The organism is Rhodococcus sp. MPR-R1B (assembly GCF_058793255.1).
This window is the reverse complement of sequence record NZ_JBXAFO010000009.1, coordinates 1-19,442: the sequence shown is the minus strand read 5'-3', so window position 1 is coordinate 19,442 and position 19,442 is coordinate 1. Positions and strand designations below refer to the sequence as shown.

The 19,442-nt window shown below is 63.7% G+C and carries 18 protein-coding genes; 12 read left to right on the top strand and 6 right to left on the bottom strand.

Annotated features, from left to right (window positions below):
- Positions 1-6 precede the first annotated feature (6 nt).
- The 4 genes from cobT to AC1Q61_RS14515 all read left to right on the top strand — a co-directional run bounded on the left by cobT (position 7) and on the right by AC1Q61_RS14515 (position 3,851).
- Entirely contained in the window at positions 7-1,152 is a 1,146-nt protein-coding gene (gene cobT, locus AC1Q61_RS14530) for a nicotinate-nucleotide--dimethylbenzimidazole phosphoribosyltransferase (RefSeq protein WP_050793993.1), read from the top strand.
- Positions 1,153-1,154: 2 nt separating this feature from the next.
- The gene (locus AC1Q61_RS14525; RefSeq protein WP_007730048.1) at positions 1,155-1,922 is read left to right on the top strand and encodes an adenosylcobinamide-GDP ribazoletransferase; all 768 of its coding nucleotides are present in this window, start codon (positions 1,155-1,157) and stop codon (positions 1,920-1,922) included.
- Between the two features lie 9 nt (positions 1,923-1,931).
- Positions 1,932-2,906: a GlxA family transcriptional regulator gene (locus AC1Q61_RS14520; RefSeq protein WP_492650924.1), complete on the top strand. Its 975-nt coding sequence runs from the start codon at positions 1,932-1,934 to the stop codon at positions 2,904-2,906.
- A 123-nt stretch (positions 2,907-3,029) separates the two neighbouring features.
- The gene (locus tag AC1Q61_RS14515) at positions 3,030-3,851 is read left to right on the top strand and encodes a dienelactone hydrolase family protein (RefSeq protein ID WP_007730045.1); all 822 of its coding nucleotides are present in this window, start codon (positions 3,030-3,032) and stop codon (positions 3,849-3,851) included.
- On the opposite strand, the gene AC1Q61_RS14510 is transcribed toward AC1Q61_RS14515, so the two are convergent.
- Entirely contained in the window at positions 3,845-4,948 is a 1,104-nt protein-coding gene (locus AC1Q61_RS14510; RefSeq protein WP_003941766.1) for a branched-chain amino acid aminotransferase, read from the bottom strand. The genes AC1Q61_RS14515 and AC1Q61_RS14510 overlap by 7 nt on opposite strands.
- 32 nt (positions 4,949-4,980) lie before the next feature.
- Positions 4,981-6,081, bottom strand: coding sequence for a glycine cleavage system aminomethyltransferase GcvT (gene gcvT / locus AC1Q61_RS14505; RefSeq protein WP_042921858.1), 1,101 nt, complete (start codon positions 6,079-6,081; stop codon positions 4,981-4,983).
- Between the two features lie 158 nt (positions 6,082-6,239).
- Here gcvT and AC1Q61_RS14500 point away from each other — a divergent pair, with 158 nt between their 5' ends.
- Positions 6,240-7,757: a leucyl aminopeptidase gene (locus AC1Q61_RS14500; RefSeq protein WP_007730044.1), complete on the top strand. Its 1,518-nt coding sequence runs from the start codon at positions 6,240-6,242 to the stop codon at positions 7,755-7,757.
- Positions 7,758-7,812: 55 nt separating this feature from the next.
- Here AC1Q61_RS14500 and AC1Q61_RS14495 read toward each other — a convergent pair whose 3' ends face one another.
- Positions 7,813-8,163 carry a hypothetical protein gene (locus tag AC1Q61_RS14495; protein ID WP_003941713.1) on the bottom strand — a complete coding sequence of 117 codons (351 nt, stop codon included), beginning with the start codon at positions 8,161-8,163 and terminating at the stop codon, positions 7,813-7,815.
- Positions 8,164-8,527: 364 nt separating this feature from the next.
- Between AC1Q61_RS14495 and sucB the strand changes: the two genes are divergently transcribed.
- From sucB to AC1Q61_RS14470, 5 genes are all read left to right on the top strand, one after another.
- Positions 8,528-10,276: a 2-oxoglutarate dehydrogenase, E2 component, dihydrolipoamide succinyltransferase gene (gene sucB / locus AC1Q61_RS14490; protein ID WP_118603049.1), complete on the top strand. Its 1,749-nt coding sequence runs from the start codon at positions 8,528-8,530 to the stop codon at positions 10,274-10,276.
- 120 nt (positions 10,277-10,396) lie between these two features.
- Positions 10,397-11,284, top strand: a complete 888-nt coding sequence (locus AC1Q61_RS14485) for a TIGR01777 family oxidoreductase (RefSeq protein ID WP_118603008.1) — start codon at positions 10,397-10,399, stop codon at positions 11,282-11,284.
- Between the two features lie 29 nt (positions 11,285-11,313).
- Complete coding sequence (gene lipB, locus AC1Q61_RS14480) at positions 11,314-12,075, top strand: lipoyl(octanoyl) transferase LipB (protein WP_003941602.1); 762 nt, start codon at positions 11,314-11,316, stop codon at positions 12,073-12,075.
- 51 nt (positions 12,076-12,126) lie between these two features.
- Entirely contained in the window at positions 12,127-13,137 is a 1,011-nt protein-coding gene (gene lipA / locus AC1Q61_RS14475; RefSeq protein WP_003941610.1) for a lipoyl synthase, read from the top strand.
- A 76-nt stretch (positions 13,138-13,213) separates the two neighbouring features.
- Positions 13,214-13,969 carry a DUF4191 domain-containing protein gene (locus AC1Q61_RS14470; protein ID WP_003941625.1) on the top strand — a complete coding sequence of 252 codons (756 nt, stop codon included), beginning with the start codon at positions 13,214-13,216 and terminating at the stop codon, positions 13,967-13,969.
- A gap of 73 nt (positions 13,970-14,042) precedes the next feature.
- On the opposite strand, the gene AC1Q61_RS14465 is transcribed toward AC1Q61_RS14470, so the two are convergent.
- Entirely contained in the window at positions 14,043-14,516 is a 474-nt protein-coding gene (locus AC1Q61_RS14465) for an RDD family protein (protein ID WP_003941579.1), read from the bottom strand.
- 213 nt (positions 14,517-14,729) lie between these two features.
- Between AC1Q61_RS14465 and glnA the strand changes: the two genes are divergently transcribed.
- Entirely contained in the window at positions 14,730-16,166 is a 1,437-nt protein-coding gene (glnA, locus tag AC1Q61_RS14460) for a type I glutamate--ammonia ligase (RefSeq protein WP_003941609.1), read from the top strand.
- 144 nt (positions 16,167-16,310) lie between these two features.
- Here glnA and AC1Q61_RS14455 read toward each other — a convergent pair whose 3' ends face one another.
- Positions 16,311-16,931, bottom strand: coding sequence for a YdeI/OmpD-associated family protein (locus AC1Q61_RS14455; RefSeq protein ID WP_042921863.1), 621 nt, complete (start codon positions 16,929-16,931; stop codon positions 16,311-16,313).
- A 122-nt stretch (positions 16,932-17,053) separates the two neighbouring features.
- Complete coding sequence (locus AC1Q61_RS14450; RefSeq protein WP_042921865.1) at positions 17,054-18,019, bottom strand: helix-turn-helix transcriptional regulator; 966 nt, start codon at positions 18,017-18,019, stop codon at positions 17,054-17,056.
- A 110-nt stretch (positions 18,020-18,129) separates the two neighbouring features.
- Between AC1Q61_RS14450 and AC1Q61_RS14445 the strand changes: the two genes are divergently transcribed.
- Complete coding sequence (locus tag AC1Q61_RS14445; protein ID WP_042445952.1) at positions 18,130-19,071, top strand: alpha/beta fold hydrolase; 942 nt, start codon at positions 18,130-18,132, stop codon at positions 19,069-19,071.
- Positions 19,072-19,442: the final 371 nt, after the last annotated feature.

Sequence of the window (19,442 nt, the reverse complement as noted above, 5' to 3'; positions counted from 1 at the left end):
GGGGCCATTTCAGGGGCGAATCCAGATGCCAACCCTGACGTCGCGCCAGTCAGTAGCGCCGACTTCGAACCCGTCACCCCGCCCGACCGCGAGGTGCGAGCGCAGGCCGATGCGCGTCAGCGTGATCTGACCAAGCCGGCCGGTTCGCTGGGCCGACTGGAGGCTCTCGCCGGCTGGGCATCAGCCTGCCAAGGAGTTTGTCCCCCACACGCTTTCGCTCGGCCTCGCGTCGTCGTGTTCGCGGGTGATCACGGAATCGCCCGCAACGGCGTCTCCGCCTATCCGCCGGAAGTGACCGCACAGATGGTCGCCAACTTCCTCGGGGGCGGCGCGGCAGTCAACGTCCTCGCCGAGGTTGCCGGCGCCACGGTACGCGTCGTCGACATCGCAGTGGACGGCGATACCGATCCGTCCGTCTCGAACCACAAGGTGCGCAGGTCTTCCGGGTCCATCGACCGCGAAGACGCCATGTCGAACGAGGAAACCCTTCAGGCCATCGCCGCCGGCCGAGCGATCGCGGACGAGGAAATCGACGGGGGCGCAGATCTTCTCATCGCCGGCGACATGGGCATCGGCAATACGACGCCCGCAACCGTACTCATCGCCGCACTCACGGACAGTGAACCCGTCGCGGTCGTGGGTCGAGGTACCGGTATCGACGACGCCGGATGGATCCGCAAGACCGCAGCGATTCGCGACGCTCTCCGGCGTGCCCGTCCGCACGTTCGCGACACAGTCGCGCTGCTGCGCACGTCTTCGGGTGCCGACCTCGCCGCGATGGCCGGCTTTCTGGCCCAGGCAGCTTCGCGTCGTACGCCGGTGATCCTCGACGGCGTTGTGGTCACCGCAGCCGCCATGGTTGCCGACGAACTGGCTTTCGGCGCACGTGAATGGTGGGTCGCCGGACACCGCTCCACCGAACCCGCCCACACCATCGCATTGACCCGCATGGGTCTCGACCCGATCGTCGAGTTCGACATGCGTCTCGGTGAAGGTTCAGGCGCAGTCACAGCGCTCCCGATTCTTCAGGGCGCAGTGGCAATCCTGGGCAAGATGGCGACATTCTCCGAAGCCGGCGTCAGCACTCAGGGCAGCGCACCTGCCGACGAACCGGAGTCGATCGACCTGACCAAGACCGATACGGCGGAGTGAGCGTGGCGGGCCCGCTGTCCGGAGTGCCGCTGGCCTTCTCGTGGCTGACGGTCCTTCCGGTTCGTGGTCCCTCCGACATCGATCGAACTGCCGGCCGTCGCGCCATCGCGGCAGCTCCGCTCACCGGGATCGCTCTCGGCATTGCCGCGACGTTTCTGCTCTGGGGCACAACCAGTATCGGCCTGAATCCCTATCTCGCAGGCTTGCTGACGGTAGGTGCGCTCGCTCTCGGGACACGCGGGATGCACGTGGACGGACTGGCAGACTCCGTCGACGGACTGGGTTGTTACGGTCCACCGGAGCGCGCCCGCGAGGTCATGCACAGCGGCGGTGCCGGACCGTTCGGGGTCGCGGCACTGTTCATCTTCCTTGGGCTGCAATCGGTCTCCTTCGGCGTCCTCGCTGTTGCCGACTCCCCCACGCAGTGGATCGCCGTTCTCGTATCTGTCGCTGCGGGTCGTGTGGCCGTCGTTTTTGCCTGCCGCCGAGGTATTCTCGCGTCGAGCCCGAGCGGATTCGGTGCGCTCGTCGCCGATTCACAACCGCTGTGGGCCGCAATCGTGTGGTCGGTTCCACTGATCGCCGCTTCCGGCTTTGCCACCGACCGGTGGTGGCTCGGCCCTCTCGTGACCGCGTCGGCGCTGGTGATCAGTGTGCTGTGCGTGCGTCACTGCGTCCGTAGATTCGGCGGACTCAACGGAGACGTTCTCGGATTCGCACTCGAACTCACCGCGACGCTTACGGCCGTCGGCCTCACTCTCGGACTGTGATCCGACGTCGTGCGAGTAGGTGTCCTTGCGTACGAAGGTTGCCTCGCGGCCGAGATCTTCGTTTTCACCGACCTTCTCCTGATCGCGAATCGGGTCGCTGATGGAGCGCCCGCCGACCCCTTCGAGGTATCGGTCATCGCAGCGTCCGGCACGCCCGTCGTTGCGGCAGGTGGATTTTCGCTCGGCGTGCAGGAGGGGCATCACGACATCGATCACCTGGTTGTGCCGGGGTTCGAACTCGTGCCGTCCGAAGACCCTGCGACGCGCTTGTCGCTGTGGGAGGGAGAAATCGAGTTCATCCGTGCGTGCGAGGCGCACGGCGTTCGGGTGTCGTCGGTCTGCGTCGTCGCGTATCTGCTGGGCGAGGCGGGACTGCTCGACGGACGCCGATGTACGACGTCGTGGCTGTACGGTGCGGACCTCGCGAGTCGTTACCCCGGTGCGACGGTTCGAACCGACTCGTTGATCGTCCAGGACGACGGCGTCACCACCACTGCTGCGTTCACCGCCGCGCTCGACCTCGCAACAGCACTCGTGCGCGAGCATCTCGGCGACAAGATTGCGCGTACGACCGCAAGAATTACGCTGGCGCCCGAAAACCGAACCAGTCAAGCACCGTACATCCTCGACTCGATGCTGCCCGCCAAACACACACAGTTTGCCGACGACGTCGGAAGGTGGCTGGTCGAACGGATGGCGGAACCTTACGACTTGGATCTGCTGTCGAGTGCTTTTCACCTCAGCACCCGAACCATGCTTCGGAAGTTCAAGGACGAGACCGGGGAATCGCCGCGCAGTTATCTGCAGCGTGCACGGATCCGAAAAGCGAAACGGTTGTTGGAATCGACCGACTGGCCTCTCGGAAAGATCCTGGGGCACATCGGCTATCAGGATCCTGGAACCTTCCGTCGCCTGTTCACCGACCGCGTCGGCATCAGCCCGGCCGACTACCGAAAGCGATTCCGCAACGGCGGCGCCGGATAGGTGCGAGGCGAGCCCGCCCGAAAACATGGCGAACCGCCCTCTTCTGTAGTCGATCCCGCGCCGAAAGACTGTGCAGAGGAATTGTTTCGACTACTGAGAGGGCTCACCGTGCCGAACCGGAGCATGACCGAAGACGATCCGCTCGAAGACTTCGACCGTCGAACGATCACCATCGACGCAGTGGCGAAGTCCGTGTACGTGGCCGGCACCGGTCCCGCAGTAATCGTCATGCCGGAGATGCCGGGCATCAGCCCGCATGTAGCGCGATTCGCCCGCTGGGTGCGCGACGCCGGTTTCACTGTCTTCGTTCCGTCACTGTTCGGGCACGACGGCGCGGTCCCCACAGTGAACGAGGGGCTGACGGTATTCAAGAGAGCCTGCGTCAGTGCAGAATTCCGCGCCCTCGCTGCCGATGAACCGAGTCCGGCGGTCCGTTGGCTGCGTTCACTCGCCGCTTCCGCCCATGAGGAGAGCGGCGGACCTGGCGTCGGCGTGATCGGAATGTGCTTCACCGGTAACTTCGCGTTGTCGATGATGCTCGAACCCTCGGTCATCGCGCCGGTTCTCGCCCAACCGTCGTTACCGCTCGATCGACCGGACGAAACCGACAGCGGGCCCGAAGAACTCGAAGCCGTGCGCTCGAGACTCGAGGCCGAAGACCTCACGGTGCTTGCATACCGCTTTCGAGGTGACTCGTTCTGCCGCGCACAACGATTCGCCGCCTATTCGAAGGCCTTGGGCGAGCGCTTCGTCGGGAAGGTACTACCCGACGAAGCGGCCAACGCGACAACGTCGCCGTTCTTCGAACACGTCATTGCCAATCCACACAGCGTGGTGACGGCTCATCTCGTCGACGAGGCGGGATCGCCCACCACCGTCGCACGAGACGAGATTCTGCAGTTCTTCCGGGAGCGATTGCTCGCGGAACGAACCAGCGATCAGTGAAGTTTCGTCATCCAGCCGTGGGTGTCGGCGAAGGTTCCGCGCTGGATACCCGTGAGGGTGTCGCGCAGTGCCATCGTCACCTCACCCGGCTCGCCGTCGGCGATGGTGAACTCGCCCTCGGCGGACTTGACGCGTCCGACGGGGGTGATGACTGCTGCTGTGCCGCAAGCGAAGACCTCGGTGATTTCACCGCTCTTGCACTTGGTGCGCCATTCGTCGGTGCTGATCTTGCGCTCCTCGACGGCGAAACCGGAATCGGCGGCAAGGGCAAGCAACGAGTTGCGCGTGATGCCTGGCAACAACGAACCGGACAGCGACGGCGTCACGAGGCGAGCGTCGGGGCCCGAGCCGAAGACGAAGAACAGGTTCATTCCACCCATTTCCTCGACGTACGTGCGCTCGATGGCGTCGAGCCAGACCACCTGGTCGCAACCCTCGTCGGCGGCTTGCGCCTGGGCGAGGAGTGAAGCGGCGTAGTTGCCGGCGAACTTGGCCGCGCCGGTACCACCGGGGGCCGCGCGAACGTATTCGGTGGACAGCCACACACTGACCGGCTTGACGCCGCGCGGGAAGTACGCACCGGCAGGCGAGGCGATCAGCAGGTAGCGGTACTCGTCGGCGGGACGGACACCGAGTCCGGCTTCGGTGGAGAACATGAACGGACGGAGGTAGAGCGCGTCCTCGCCACCGGCTGCGGGAACCCAGTCGAGATCGACGTCGATCAGTTCGGTGATGGAATCGATGAACATCTGCGACGGGAGCTCCGGCATGGCCAGACGGCGCGCAGATGCCGCGAAACGCTCGGCGTTGGCCTCGACGCGGAACGAGCTGATCTCGCCACCCGGCTGACGGTATGCCTTGAGGCCCTCGAAGATGGCCTGTCCGTAGTGCAAAACCATTGCGGCCGGATCGAGCTCGATGTTTCCGTACGGCAACACCTGGGCGTCGTGCCAGCCCTTGCCCGCGGTGTAGTCGATCGAGACCATGTGGTCGGTGAAGTGCCGCCCGAAGCCGGGCGCCGCCAAAATGTCACGGCGCTCGGCGTCGGACTTCGGGGACGAGCTCTGAACACGAACGAAATCGGCGGCACCTGTCATGGGCGCAATCCTATCGAACGTGAAAAAGCTCTCTACTTGGTGTTGGTCTCCACGAACGGAGGAGACACCACGACGCACCGAAGAGCACGACCACGGACGTCGACTTCGATCTCGTCGCCGGCCGAGACATTGGCACCGGAATCGAGGAGCGCCAACGCAATTCCCACTTTGAGCGAGGGCGAAAACGTCCCCGAGGTGGTCTCGCCGATTGCCTCGCCGTCACGCAGAACACCGAGGCCGGCACGAAGCACGCCGCGATCGAGAGCCTTGATCCCCCAGAGTTTGCGAGCCGGGCCGGCAGCCTTCTCGTCGGTCAAGGTCTCTTTGCCCCAGAATGTCGGCTTCTTCCAACCGATCGCCCATCCGCAGCGCGCTTCGAGCGGAGAAATCTCGAGCGAAAGCTCATGCCCGTGCAGCGGATACCCCATCTCGGTACGAAGAGTGTCACGGGCGCCGAGTCCGGCGGCCTGCCCACCCTCGGCGCGCACTGCCTCGAGAAGCGCGCGGAACAACGGCTCGCTGTCGTCCCACCGCGGCAGGAGTTCGTAGCCGACCTCACCGGTGTAACCGCTGCGGCACACACGAACAGGCACGCCGTTCCATTCCGCATCTTCGTACGCCATGTACTCGATCTCGGTGGGAAGTCCCAGAGCGGTCAGAACCGCCACCGATTTCGGACCCTGCACAGCCAGCACACCGTAGGCACGATGCTGATCCTCGACGGTGATTCCGTCCGGTGCCACAGCGACCAGAGCCGCAACGACGTCCGCGGTATTGGCTGCGTTCGGGACGAGGAAGATCTCGTCGTCGCTGACGTAGTACGCAATGAGGTCGTCGATGACACCACCGGACTCGTTGCAGCACAACGTGTACTGAGCCTTACCCGGCCCGATCTTGTTCAGGTCGTTGGTCAGTGCGGAGTTCACGAATTCCGCGGCGCCCGCGCCACGCACGACGGCCTTGCCGAGGTGACTGACGTCGAAGAGTCCGACATTCTCACGCACAGAGGTGTGTTCGGCCACGACGCCGGCGTACGAAACCGGCATCTGCCACCCCCCGAACGGCGCGAACGTCGCGCCGAGTTCGACGTGGACGGGGTGGATCGGGCCCTGCAACAGTTGTTCGTCGGTCATGGCCCACAACCTATCGGACTTCGCCGATAGAAACATGTCCGCAGCGAGAGCTCACCCGGCCGTGACGATCGCCCGTCCGCAAACTGCAAAGGGCCTAACATCGACTCAGGCATCCGCCAGAACCGGACGCATCGCACACTCACCTCACAGGAGACACCTTGAGCACTCGCACAGCCCGATCGTTGGGACCCGACCTCGTTCTCGCCGGCACAGTCGCCAAGCGCGCAGAGATACTGGTCGTCGGTCTGACGTCGGGTCCGGACGGCCCCGAAATCGCACTCAGCGAAGGCATCGTCGCCGAAGACGTACTCGCCGAGATCCTCGACAGCCTCATCGCCGTCGGCGCCACCGGCAAGCCCGAGCAGCTCACTCGTGTCCCGGCACCGAGCGAACTGTCGGTCACCAGCGTTCTCGCCGTCGGACTCGGCTCTGCCGACAAGCTCGGCAGCGAGCAGATCCGTAAGTCCGCCGGCGCCGCAGCTCGCTCGTTGTCCGGCATCGACACCGTCGCAACCACGCTCTCGATCCTCGACCTCGGTGCAGCCGCCGAGGGATTTGCGTTGGGCGCGTACAGCTTCACCGAATTCAAGTCGTCCATGACGGCTCCCGGTCCCGATTCGCAGCCACTGGCCCGCGTCGAACTTCTGGTGCCGTCGCCGCGCACGAAGGAGACCAAAGCGACGCTGGCACGGTCGGCTGCCATCGCCGAGGCCGTCGCCACCGCACGCGAGTTCGTCAACACTCCCCCGAGCCACCTCTACCCCGCCGAGTTCGCCGCGCGCGCGAAGGCACTGGGCGTCGAGGCCGGGCTCACCGTCCAGGTTCTCGACGAGAAGGCACTCGAGAAGGGTGGCTACGGCGGAATCATCGGCGTCGGCAAGGGCTCGTCACGCCAGCCGCGTCTCGTCCGCCTCGAATACGCGTCGAAGAAGCGTGGTGCCCGCAAGGTCGCACTGGTGGGTAAGGGCATCACCTTCGACACCGGCGGAATCTCCATCAAGCCCGCCGCCGGTATGGAGAACATGACCTCGGACATGGGCGGCGCCGCAGCCGTCATCTCCACCGTCGTGCTTGCCGCCAAGCTCGGCCTGCCCGTCAACGTCGTCGCATACGTACCGATGGCCGAGAACATGCCGTCCGCGACCGCCCAGCGTCCCGGCGACGTGCTGACCCAGTACGGCGGAATCACCATCGAGGTCGTCAACACCGACGCCGAGGGCCGTTTGATTCTTGCCGACGCGATGGTTCGCGCGGGTGAGGACAATCCCGACTACATGATCGACACCGCCACCCTGACCGGTGCGCAGATGGTCGCGCTCGGCAACCGCACCCCCGGAGTCATGGGCACCGACGAGTTCCGTGACCGCGTCGCCTCCATCTCGCAGAGCGTCGGCGAGAACGGCTGGGCCATGCCGCTGCCGGAGGAATTGCGCGGAGATCTCGACTCCAAGGTCGCCGACATGGCCAATGTCACCCCACACCGCTGGGGCGGCATGCTGGTCGCAGCTCACTACCTCAAGGAATTCGTTCCCGAGGGTGTCCAGTGGGCGCACATCGACGTCGCGGGGCCGGCCTACAACACCTCAGGGCCGTGGGGTTACACCGGCAAGGGCGGTACCGGCGTTCCCGTTCGCACGATGATCTCGGTCCTGGAGGACATCGCGGTAAACGGCTGACCCCTTGCTGTGCGCCTTTATTAACCCCCCGCGGTTAATAAAGGCGCACAGCAGTTCAGGCGCCGTCGCGCAATTCCTGCTCTCGGGCCCGCTTGCGTTCGATTCGCTTACGTTCGTCGTGATCGCGCATACGCTGCGGATATCCCGTCTTGCGGACGTCGTAGACCGGGATCTTCAAGTCCTGTCCCAATTTGCGGGCACCACGTTCGCCGCCGACACGACGACGAGTCCACTCCCCGTCCTTCGCAACCAGGACGACGGTCACCTCGGTCACCGTCGTCTGCGGTTCCACATAGGCCTCGACGCCTTCGTGCGAGTGCGCCCAATTCGCCAGATGATCCGCATCACTTTGCGCTGCGGCCTGAGCCGCACTCGGCGGACGCTTGAAACGATCGAACAGTCCCACGGTCGTACCCTCCTCGGTACCGACGCCGCGGATGCACCCCGGCGATATGTCAAGTTTGCCAGGCGATGTCCGTTGTGCCTGCGCACGACATACCGTTTGGTCCGCTTACGACGTTACAGCCGGACCCCCGACGCATACCTACTCGCCAGTAGCCGACACACCCGAAACGGACGGCATCCCCCTCATCGGACACGCCCGGCGTATCAATGGAAAGATGAACGACGGTGACGCCGCGCCCGCGCGTCGACATCGGCAAAATAGCTACAAGTAGCCGCACGTCGCGCGCCACTCGAGCACAATGCATTACGACCACAAGTCGACAAAATTCAACAACCCGAACACAACTGTCGAGGAGTCAAAAGACATGGCCTTCTCCGTCCAGATGCCAGCCCTAGGTGAGAGCGTCACCGAGGGAACTGTCACACGGTGGCTCAAGCAGGAAGGAGACACGGTCGAAGTCGACGAACCCTTGCTCGAAGTCTCCACGGACAAGGTCGACACCGAGATTCCGTCTCCCGTCGCCGGCGTCCTGACCAAGATCGTCGCGCAGGAAGACGACACCGTGGAAATCGGTGGCGAGCTCGCCCAGATCGGTGAAGCCGGCGAAGCCGCAGCACCCGCGGCAGAGGCACCCGCCCCCGCCGCCGAGGAAGCTCCCGCCGAGGAAGCGCCGGCTGCCGAAGCTCCCGCTGAAGAAGCTCCCGCTGCCGAGGCACCCGCCGCTTCGAGCGGTTCCGCTGAAGGTACCGCCGTGACGATGCCCGCCCTCGGCGAGTCCGTCACCGAAGGCACCGTCACCCGTTGGCTCAAGGCTGTCGGCGACGAAGTTGCCGTCGACGAGGCGCTGCTCGAAGTCTCGACCGACAAGGTCGACACAGAGATCCCGTCCCCCGTCGCCGGAATCCTGCTCGAGATCAATGCGCAGGAAGACGACACCGTCGAGATCGGTGGCCAGCTGGCCGTCGTCGGCTCCGGCACACCCGCCGCGGCTCCGGCACCCAAGGCCGCTCCCGCAGCACCGGCAGCACCCCCTGCCCCCAAGGCCGAAGCTCCGAAGGCCGAAGCACCCAAGGCTGAAGCACCCAAGCCTGCCGCCGCACCGGCCGCACCCGCTCCGAAGCCTGCTGCGGCTCCCGCACCGGCGGCTGCCCCCGCAGCGTCCGGTGACAGCAGCCCGTACGTCACCCCGCTCGTGCGCAAGCTCGCCACGGACAACGGCGTCGACCTCGCGACCGTCACCGGCACCGGCGTCGGCGGCCGCATCCGCAAGCAGGATGTGCTCGCCGCTGCGGAGGCCAAGAAGGCTCCCGCCGCCGCTGCTCCTGCTGCAGCACCCGCGGCCGCACCGGCCGCCACCGCAGCCGCAGGCGTCCGACCCGAACTGGCACACCTGCGTGGAACCACGCAGAAGGCCAACCGTATTCGGCAGATCACGGCCACCAAGACACGTGAGTCGCTGCAGAACACCGCTCAGCTCACGCAGACCTTCGAGGTGGACGTCACCAAGATCGTCGCCCTGCGGGCCCGTGCCAAGGCCGGCTTCATCGAGCGCGAAGGCGTCAACCTGACGTTCCTTCCGTTCTTCGCCAAGGCAGTCGTCGAGGCGCTGAAGTCGCACCCGAACATCAACGCCAGCTACGACGAGGCTGCCAAGCAGATCACCTACTACGACGCTGAGCACCTCGGCATCGCAGTGGACACCGATCAGGGCTTGCTCTCCCCCGTCATCCACAACGCCGGCGATCTCGGCCTGGCCGGCTTGGCCCGCGCCATCGCCGACATCGCCAAGCGTGCACGCTCGGGTGGCCTGAAGCCGGACGAGCTCTCGGGTGGCACCTTCACCATCACCAACATCGGCAGCCAGGGCGCGCTGTTCGACACCCCGATCCTGGTACCGCCGCAGGCGGCCATGCTCGGAACCGGCGCGATCGTCAAGCGCCCGATGGTGGTCACCGACGAGAACGGCAACGAGTCCATCGGCGTTCGCTCGATGATCTACTTGCCGCTGACCTACGATCACCGTCTGGTCGACGGCGCCGACGCCGGCCGATTCCTCACCACTGTTAAGCAGCGGTTGGAAGAAGCCTCGTTCGAAGCTGATCTGGGCCTGTAAGCAACTGCTCGGCCGGCCGGGGCGTCATCTCCATCAGGAGGTGGCGCCCCGGCTTTTTCAGTACGGTCGGAGATATACGTTCGGATATCGAAGCACGCTGAATCGAAGGAGGCTTTCCGAATGCGAGTAGTCATCGCCGGCTCGTCCGGTTTGATCGGAACGGCCTTGGTGTCATCGTTGCGCTCCGACAACCACGACGTGGTGCGTCTGGTGCGACGCTCGACCGCCGGCCCCGACGAATCGCGTTGGGACCCGGACCACGACCGTCTGGACCTCTCCATCCTGCAGGGCGCCGACGCCGTCGTGAACCTCTGCGGCGTCGGCATCGGTGACAAACGGTGGTCGGGTTCCTACAAGCAAGCGATCCGTGACAGCCGCATCGTCGCGACCGACGTCTTGGCCGAAGCGGTCGCGAGTCAGAAGGTTCCCGTCCTCGCCAACGCGAGCGCCGTCGGCTATTACGGCGACACCGGCGACAAGATCGTCGACGAGGATTCGCCGGCAGGCACAGACTTTCTCGCCACGACGTGTCGCGATTGGGAACTTGCCACCGAACCGGCGCGTGCGGCGGGTGCCCGCGTCGTCAATCTGCGGTCCGGCGTCGTGATTTCACCTCATGGGGGCATGCTCGGTCGGCTTCGGCGCCTTTATTCGTTCGGCCTCGGCGGGCGACTGGGCAACGGTCGCCAGTACTTTCCGTGGATCTCACTCGAGGACGAGTGCGACGCGATCAAGTTCGCGCTCACGAATTCCGAACTCTCCGGTCCCGTCAACCTGACCGGTCCGGCCCCTGTCACCAATGCCCAGTTCAATGACGCCATGTCCCGTGCGGTCCACCGCCCGGCTCCCTGGATCGTTCCCGGGTTCGCACTCGAAGCGTTGATCGGAGAATTCGCCAAGAGCGGCATCCTCGGTGGCCAGCGCGCCATTCCCGCAGCTTTGGAAAAGGCGGGATTCTCTTTCCGCCACAACACGATCGGCGAAGCGCTGGCGGCCGCACTCGGTTGATTCCGAAGTCGGGCGTAATCTCTACGTCCATGAGCAGCGCTGCCGTTTCCGCCCGGTTCTCGAAACTGCCGATCGCCGTCGAGCAACTCGGTTCGATCGACTACAACGCCGCGTGGGACCGCCAGCGTGAGCTCGCGGCAGCGCGGGCGGACGACATCGGACCGGACACGCTACTGCTCCTCGAACACCCGCCGGTGTACACGGCAGGACGACGCACGGAACCCGAAGATCGTCCCGTCGACGGCACGCCTGTCATCGACGTCGACCGCGGCGGGAAGATCACCTGGCACGGCCCCGGCCAGCTGGTGGGATATCCGATCGTGAAACTGGCCGAGCCCATCGACGTGGTGCGGTATGTCCGACGCATCGAGGAAGCACTGATCACGGTGTGCACGGACCTCGGCCTGAACTGCGGGCGCATCGACGGCCGCTCCGGCGTCTGGCTGCCCGCCGAACTCGCAAACGGGCAATGGAAGCCCGAGCGCAAGGTTTCTGCCATCGGCGTGCGCGTGCAACGGGGCGTGGCACTGCACGGCTTCTCCCTGAACTGCAATTCGGTCCTGACCGGATTCGACAACATCATTCCCTGCGGCATCCGTGACGCCGGGGTCACGACGCTGTCGCATGAACTCGGTCGCGACGTCACCGTGGACGAAGTCACTCCCGCTGTGACCGAGGCAGTGATCGCTGCTCTCGACGGAACCATGCCCGTCACCGAACGGAACGTCGAGCGCGTCACCTTCGAAAGCGCCTCGCCTACTCCGACTTTTACTACCGTTCAGTACAGCTGACGGGCTCGCCCGAACCCCGTTGCAGTAATCACCGGGCGTAGGATCACTGTCGTGACTATCGCCCCAGAAGGACGTAAGCTGCTCCGTCTCGAGATCCGAAACGCGGAGACGCCCATCGAACGCAAACCCAACTGGATCAAGACCCGAGCAAAGATGGGCCCCGAGTACACGGAGCTCAAGGGCCTGGTCAAGCGTGAAGGTTTGCACACCGTCTGCGAGGAAGCGGGCTGCCCCAACATCTACGAGTGCTGGGAAGACCGCGAAGCCACGTTCCTGATCGGCGGTGAGCAGTGCACACGCCGCTGCGACTTCTGCCAGATCGACACCGGCAAGCCCGAAGCCCTCGACCGCGACGAGCCCCGTCGCGTCGCGGAAAGCGTTCAGGCCATGGGCCTTCGGTACTCCACGATCACCGGCGTCGCCCGCGACGACCTCCCCGACGGCGGCGCCTGGCTCTACGCCGAGACCGTCCGCAAGATCCACGAACTCAACCCGGGCACCGGCGTCGAGAACCTGGTTCCGGACTTCAACGGCAAGCCCGAACTGCTCGACGAGGTCTTCGCCTCACGCCCCGAGGTCCTCGCACACAACCTCGAGACCGTCCCCCGCATCTTCAAGCGGATCCGTCCGGCATTCCGGTACCAGCGCAGCCTCGACGTCATCACCGCAGCACGCGACTACGGACTGGTCACCAAGTCCAACCTGATCCTCGGCATGGGCGAAACCCCTGAAGAGGTCACCGAGGCGATGGCAGATCTCCACGCCGCCGGTTGCGACATCCTCACCATCACCCAGTACCTGCGACCCTCGCCCCGGCACCACCCCGTCGAGCGGTGGGTCAAGCCCGAGGAGTTCGTCGCGCACTCGAAGGCTGCAGAAGAGATGGGCTTCGCCGGCGTCATGGCCGGTCCGTTGGTTCGCTCGTCGTACCGCGCCGGCCGCCTGTATGCGCAGGCCATGGCACATCACGGCCGCGAACTTCCCGAGGCGCAGCGTCATCTGACCGAGGGCGGCGACGCTTCCCAGGAAGCCAGCTCACTCATGGCGCGCCTGAATCGCTGATCCACTTTTTGCTGTGCGCCTTTATTAACCGCGGGCGGTTAGTAAAGGCGCACAGCAATGGACGTATCCTGGGTACATGGCGAACGGCAGCAAATCCGGTAAGGGCAAACCCACCAAAGAGGCAAAGGCTGCAGCGAAGGCTGCCCGCAAGCAGGCTTCCAAGGAACGTAGAACTCAGCTCTGGCAGGCATTCCAGATGCAGCGCAAGGACGACAAGCTCCTCCTGCCGCTGATGATCGGCACCCTCGTCGGTGCGGCTCTGGTCTTCTTCCTGGTCGGTCTCATCTGGGGCCTTCAGTGGTTCCTGCTGCCGATCGGCATCGTTCTCGGTCTCCTCGGCGCCTTCATCATCTTCGGTCGTCGCGTCCAGAAATCGGTGTACAAGAAGGCTGAAGGTCAGGCCGGTGCCGCTGCGTGGGCGCTCGACAACATGCAGGGTGCGTGGCGCGTCACGAATGCCGTCGCCGGCACTACCCAACTCGATGCCGTTCACCGCGTCGTCGGACGGCCGGGTGTCATCCTCGTCGCCGAAGGTTCGCCGCAACGCGTCAAGGGCCTCCTCGCGCAGGAGAAGAAGAAGACCGCCCGCCTCATCGGCGACACCCCGATCTACGACATCATCATCGGCAACGACGAGGGCCAGGTTCCGCTCTCGCAGCTCCAGCGCTACTTGAACAAGTTGCCCCGCAACATCGACACCAAGCGCATGGACAACATCGAAGGTCGCCTCGCTGCACTGAGCGCACGCGGCGGCGGAGCAGCGCTTCCCAAGGGCCCGATGCCCGGAGGCGCGAAGATGAAGGGAATGCAGCGAACCATTCGTCGTCGCTGACACTCCCCCACAGCAAAACGAAAGACCCGGGCCCACACGGACCCGGGTCTTTCTTTACTTCGAGAAATTTGTGTCAGCGCGACTTCACGAGCAAAGTGCCGGTCGCGCGGTCCTGCATACCGCGACCGTCGATGTCGGTGATGGTCGCGGGAATCACGAACACAAGCAGTGCCTGACGTCCGAGCGCGCGCACGAAGCCCACTCGGATCGGGCCTTCGATACGCGCAACCTGAAGTCCGAGGACGAACTGCCCCGGGGTGAAGTTGAACAGAGCCACGGTGACGACACCGACGGCGAACCACACCATCAGCGTGACAGTCGAGGTCATACCGTCGAAGAAGTCGCCGGTGATGAGCGAGGCCACTCCCACAGCCATCACCCAATCCACCAACAGTGCCGCGATACGACGGCCCGAACCGACCAGCGAACCCGGACCCTCCTGAGGGAAACCGAGGAGCTCGCCACGGTACGACTGCTCACGGCCGTCCGCGCTCTTCGGCAAAGCTGCTTGCGGCCCAGAGAGCCAAGTTCCGGTGATACGTGCCATGCTGTCCAGGATAGGCGTCGCAGCACCGTAGTCCAGATTTGCCGGGTTTTAACTGTGTGGCCGGTCACATGGACTTCGGAAATCCCCAGGATGCTGCGACGCGTAACACTGCCGAAACAAAGGGTTGACGAGCGGGCAACACCAGCTCCCTACCGTCTGCCTCGACGGATTCAACCGACATCACTTGGCTGAAGCGACTTAAGGAGCACAAGCGTGGCGTTCACCACGGCCGAAGAGGTCATCAAGTACATCGCGGACGAGAACATCGAGTACGTCGACATTCGGTTCAGCGACCTGCCCGGCGTCCAGCAGCACTTCTCGATCCCGGCGTCTGCTTTCAACCAGGACGTGTTCGAGGACGGCCTCGCATTCGACGGATCTTCGGTCCGCGGATTCCAGTCGATCCACGAGTCCGACATGATGTTGCTTCCCGACGTCACCACGGCGCAGATCGACCCCTTCCGCAAGGCGAAGACCCTCAACATCAACTTCTTCGTGCACGACCCGTTCACCCGTGAGTCCTACAGCCGCGACCCGCGCAACGTTGCCCGCAAGGCCGAGGAGTACTTGGTCAGCACCGGCATCGCGGACACCGCATTCTTCGGCGCCGAGGCCGAGTTCTACATCTTCGACTCGGTTCGCTACGACTCCGGCATGAACTCCGCTTTCTACGAATTGGATTCCATCTCCGGTTCCTGGAACACCGGCGCAGAGACCAACGCCGACGGCTCCCCGAACCTCGGCTACAAGGTTCGCGCCAAGGGTGGCTACTTCCCCGTCGCTCCGTACGACCACTACGTGGACCTGCGCGACGAAATCTCCACCAACCTGACCAACGCAGGCTTCGAGCTCGAGCGCGGCCACCACGAGGTCGGCACCGGCGGACAGCAGGAGATCAACTACAAGTTCAACACGCTGCTCGCAGCGGCCGACGACCTGCAGCTATTCAAGTACATCGTCAAGAACACCTGCTGGCAGCACGGCAAGTCCGCCACCTTCATGCCGAAGCCGCTCTTCGGTGACAACGGTTCGGGCATGCACGTCCACCAGTCCCTGTGGAAGGACGGCAAGCCCCTCTTCCACGACGAGTCCGGCTACGCGGGCCTCTCGGACATGGCTCGCCACTACATCGGCGGCATCCTGCACCACGCTCCGTCGCTGTTGGCCTTCACCAACCCGACGATCAACTCGTACCACCGTCTGGTGCCGGGCTACGAAGCCCCCATCAACCTCGTGTACAGCCAGCGCAACCGCTCGGCAGCTGTCCGTATCCCGATCACGGGCAACAACCCGAAGGCAAAGCGTCTCGAGTTCCGCGCACCCGACTCCTCGGGTAACCCGTACCTCAACTTCGCTGCACAGATGATGGCCGGCCTGGACGGCATCAAGAACAAGATCGAGCCGATGGCTCCGGTCGACAAGGACCTCTACGAGCTTCCCCCGGAGGAGGCTCGCAACATCCCGCAGGCTCCGACCAGCCTCGAGACGGTCATCAACCGCCTCGAAGCCGATCACGAGTACCTGACCGAGGGTGGCGTCTTCACCACCGACCTGATCGAGACCTGGATCTCGCTCAAGCGTGAGCAGGAAATCGCTCCGGTCAACCTGCGTCCGCACCCGTACGAGTTCGAGCTCTACTACGACGTGTGATCCGCATCCTGACGTAAGTCAGACCTGCGAGTACCGAGTCCACCCGTCCCGCTTCTGCGGGGGGGGTGGACTTGTTTCGGTCCGAGGGAGATCCTTCGGACAGATGATGACCGGCCTTCATACCGGACGCGGTCGAATCGCGGATCAGCCGCGGGCACGTTGACCGATGGCCGCATTGTTGACGATATGGGCGATTCGACCTGCCCGTGTTGCGTCTCGAGCGGCACTGACGATCCACCACAGCATCTGTTTGCGGGCGCTGGGCGGAAAACTGTCCCAGTTGCTTCGCGCTTGCGTGTCCAGGTCCAGCGCCGCCTGCAAGTCAGATGGTTCCTCGAGGTCTTCGACTTGGTCGAGAATCGTCCACCAACCAGTGGATTTCGCGGCAGCAATGGCACCACGACCAGCAGCGGTCATGAGGCCACGCGCCTCCATATCAGCTGCGCGTTCGCGGTTGAGTCGGGTCCAGGAACTCTTGCGTCTCCGCGGTGTGAACAGTTGCAAATTGCGCTCTTCGTCGAAGATGGTGTTGGTGGAATCGATCCACCCAAAGCAGATCGCTTCCTCAACGGCCTGAGGGTAGGGGCAGCGTGGTCGGCTGGTGGTGGTGCGCCAGGAGCACAACCACACTCCACGGCCTGCAGTGTGATTGTCCGTCAACCAAGTTCGCCACTGTTCGCGAGTCTCGGCGTGGATGATCGGGTAGTCGAACTTCCACGTCGGGGGGTGGACGGAAGCCGGCGGCGATGATTTCGAATCGGTCACTTACTCTCCAAGCCTAGAGGGAATCGGATACGTGTCTCGATAGACGAGGGGCCTGCGCAGGGAACACGTCCCCGCGGCAACTTGTACGTGAATGGTCTTGTCGCGCAATCCTCTTCTGACTGTCATGGTGGCGAGACCCTGAGGTGAAGGGCGAGCCGACTGACGGTGTCGGCAAGCTCGGTTGGTTCGATGACGACCACTGGGGCGGTGAGCGCAATGCGCGCAACCGTCATGGCGAGCCTGCCGAGATCTTCGCTGCGGATCTGGACAAGGCAGCGGTCCGCTGCCACCTCGATCGGTGTGTGGTCAATCCATCTGAGTACGCCCTCGAGGTCGGCGAACGTAGCTTCGATGGCGAGTTTTGCATCGTGGTGACGGGGTGGCGAGCCGACTGATCTCGCGACGAAGCCTGCCGCGTCACCGCCCGGGATCTCGCGTGGCGTGAAATGACTGCCTGCCAGCCAGGGCTCCGAGAGCCGGTCCAGTCGAAATGTTCGCCAATCCGAACGATGGTGGTCCCATGCTACGAGATACCAACGACGTCCCGCCGTGACAAGGCGGTGCGACTCGACCAGTCGTCTGCTGCTCTCGCCATCACCTCGCCGATAGTCGAAACGAACGTGCTCGTGGTCGCGACATGCCGCAGCGAGCACACTGAGTGCTTCGGGATCGACGATGTCGTCATCTGCCCGCCGCATGGAACTGACGCTCGAATGCAGTGCCGACACACGTCGGCGTAGTCGATGGGGCAGGAGTGTTTCGATCTTCGTCAGCGCGCGCAGCGACGTTTCTTCGATGCCGCCGATGGCGGCCTCGGCGGCGTAGCGCAGTCCGACGGCTACCGCCACGGACTCGTCATCGTCGAGGATCAGGGGCGGCACGTGCGCCCCCGTTGCAAGTCGGTAGCCCCCGTATTTTCCGGACGTGGAATCGACCGGATAGCCGAGGTCGCGTAGGCGATCGATGTCGCGGCGCACCGTCCGCTGCGTGACATCGAGTCGTGCGGCAAGTTCGGCACAGTGCCAGAAGCGATGAGTCTGAAGGAGCGAGAGCAGTTGCAGTGCTCGGCCTGTGGGATCGTTCCGCATTTCTTCAGATTGCCAGCGATCTAGGACTTTATGTGTCCACGATGCTCCCTATCGTCGGAGCAACCGGTCGATCCAGACACGAGATCGGTACTCGACTCAAAGGAGCATCCGTGAATCCATCCGACTTCCCCAGGCCCGTCCTCATCCCAGTGAACGGCGTGGAACTCGAAGTCTTCGAAGCAGGGCGACACAATGCCGGGAAACCCATCGTGTTGTGTCACGGATGGCCAGAGCACGCCTATTCCTGGCGATACCAGGTGCCCGCCCTTGTCGAGGCGGGCTACCACGTCATCGTCCCGAACCAACGCGGCTACGGCAATTCGTCACGTCCGACCGAAGTGACGGACTATGACATCGAACATTTGGCGGGTGATCTCATCGCACTTCTCGATCACTACGGCTACGACGATGCCACCTTTGTCGGTCACGATTGGGGTGCCTTTGTCGTGTGGGGCCTTACCCTGTTGCACCCGGACCGGGTAAACAAAGTGATCAACCTGAGCCTGCCCTACCAGGATCGCGGAGAGCAGCCGTGGATTGAGTTCATGGAAGCCGTGCTTGGCGGTGATTTCTACTTCGTCCATTTCAATCGACAGCCGGGCGTCGCGGACGCGGTGTTCGAAGACAACACCTTCCGGTTCCTCCGCAACCTGTACCGGAAGAACGAACCCCTCAGGGAACCTCAGCCGGGTATGGCGCTGATCGATCTCGCCAAAGCAGAGACACCACTCGGTGAGCCCCTGATGAGCGATAGAGAATTGGCCGTTTTCGTCTCCGCCTTCGAATCGACAGGATTCACGGGCAGTGTGAACTGGTACAGGAACCTTGACCGCAACTGGCATCTGCTGGCGGAGGTGGACCCGATCATCCAACAGCCCACACTCATGATCTACGGCGACCGTGACGCGATCGCGAGAGCTGAGAACCTGACAGAGTTCGTGCCCAATGTGGAAGTAGTCAATCTCGATTGCGGTCACTGGATCCAACAAGAAAGACCCGAAGAGACCAACCAAGCGATCTTGAACTGGCTGGAACGGCAGGATGCCACATAGTTTCAAGGCTAGGTGCGGTCTCAGTGAAAATGTCAGTCTCATTCAAGTCCAGTAGGGGGCTTGATCCGGACCGACCGTCTTCGAGATTTGGCGAGAGCGTCGGTAAACAAACCATGCACTCAACCCGACGATGGGCACAAGCCAAATCCCGACAGAGAAGGCGACAGCGCGCCACACACCGACTCGCCCGGACACAGAAACCACATCGGCCGTTCCGACAAGACACAGGGAAAGCCAAATCAAGGCGAGAATGAATCCGCCGCCGTACAGAAGAAAGATTGCTTCGAATCCGTCTGTCAACGTCGGATGAAAAGTGATCGGTGATCGTCGGACGAAAATTCACCACCCGGCTTGGATTTAGTCCCTGCTGG

Bases quoted from the DNA above. Each gene is read 5' to 3' on its own strand.
- sucB (WP_118603049.1), top strand. From the start codon at position 8,528: ATGGCCTTCTCCGTCCAGATGCCAGCCCTAGGTGAGAGCGTCACCGAG.
- lipB (WP_003941602.1), top strand. From the start codon at position 11,314: ATGAGCAGCGCTGCCGTTTCCGCCCGGTTCTCGAAACTGCCGATCGCC.
- AC1Q61_RS14515 (WP_007730045.1), top strand. From the start codon at position 3,030: ATGACCGAAGACGATCCGCTCGAAGACTTCGACCGTCGAACGATCACC.
- AC1Q61_RS14470 (WP_003941625.1), top strand. From the start codon at position 13,214: ATGGCGAACGGCAGCAAATCCGGTAAGGGCAAACCCACCAAAGAGGCA.
- AC1Q61_RS14485 (WP_118603008.1), top strand. From the start codon at position 10,397: ATGCGAGTAGTCATCGCCGGCTCGTCCGGTTTGATCGGAACGGCCTTG.
- AC1Q61_RS14450 (WP_042921865.1), bottom strand. From the start codon at position 18,019: ATGCGGAACGATCCCACAGGCCGAGCACTGCAACTGCTCTCGCTCCTT.
- AC1Q61_RS14510 (WP_003941766.1), bottom strand. From the start codon at position 4,948: ATGACAGGTGCCGCCGATTTCGTTCGTGTTCAGAGCTCGTCCCCGAAG.
- gcvT (WP_042921858.1), bottom strand. From the start codon at position 6,081: ATGACCGACGAACAACTGTTGCAGGGCCCGATCCACCCCGTCCACGTC.
- AC1Q61_RS14465 (WP_003941579.1), bottom strand. From the start codon at position 14,516: ATGGCACGTATCACCGGAACTTGGCTCTCTGGGCCGCAAGCAGCTTTG.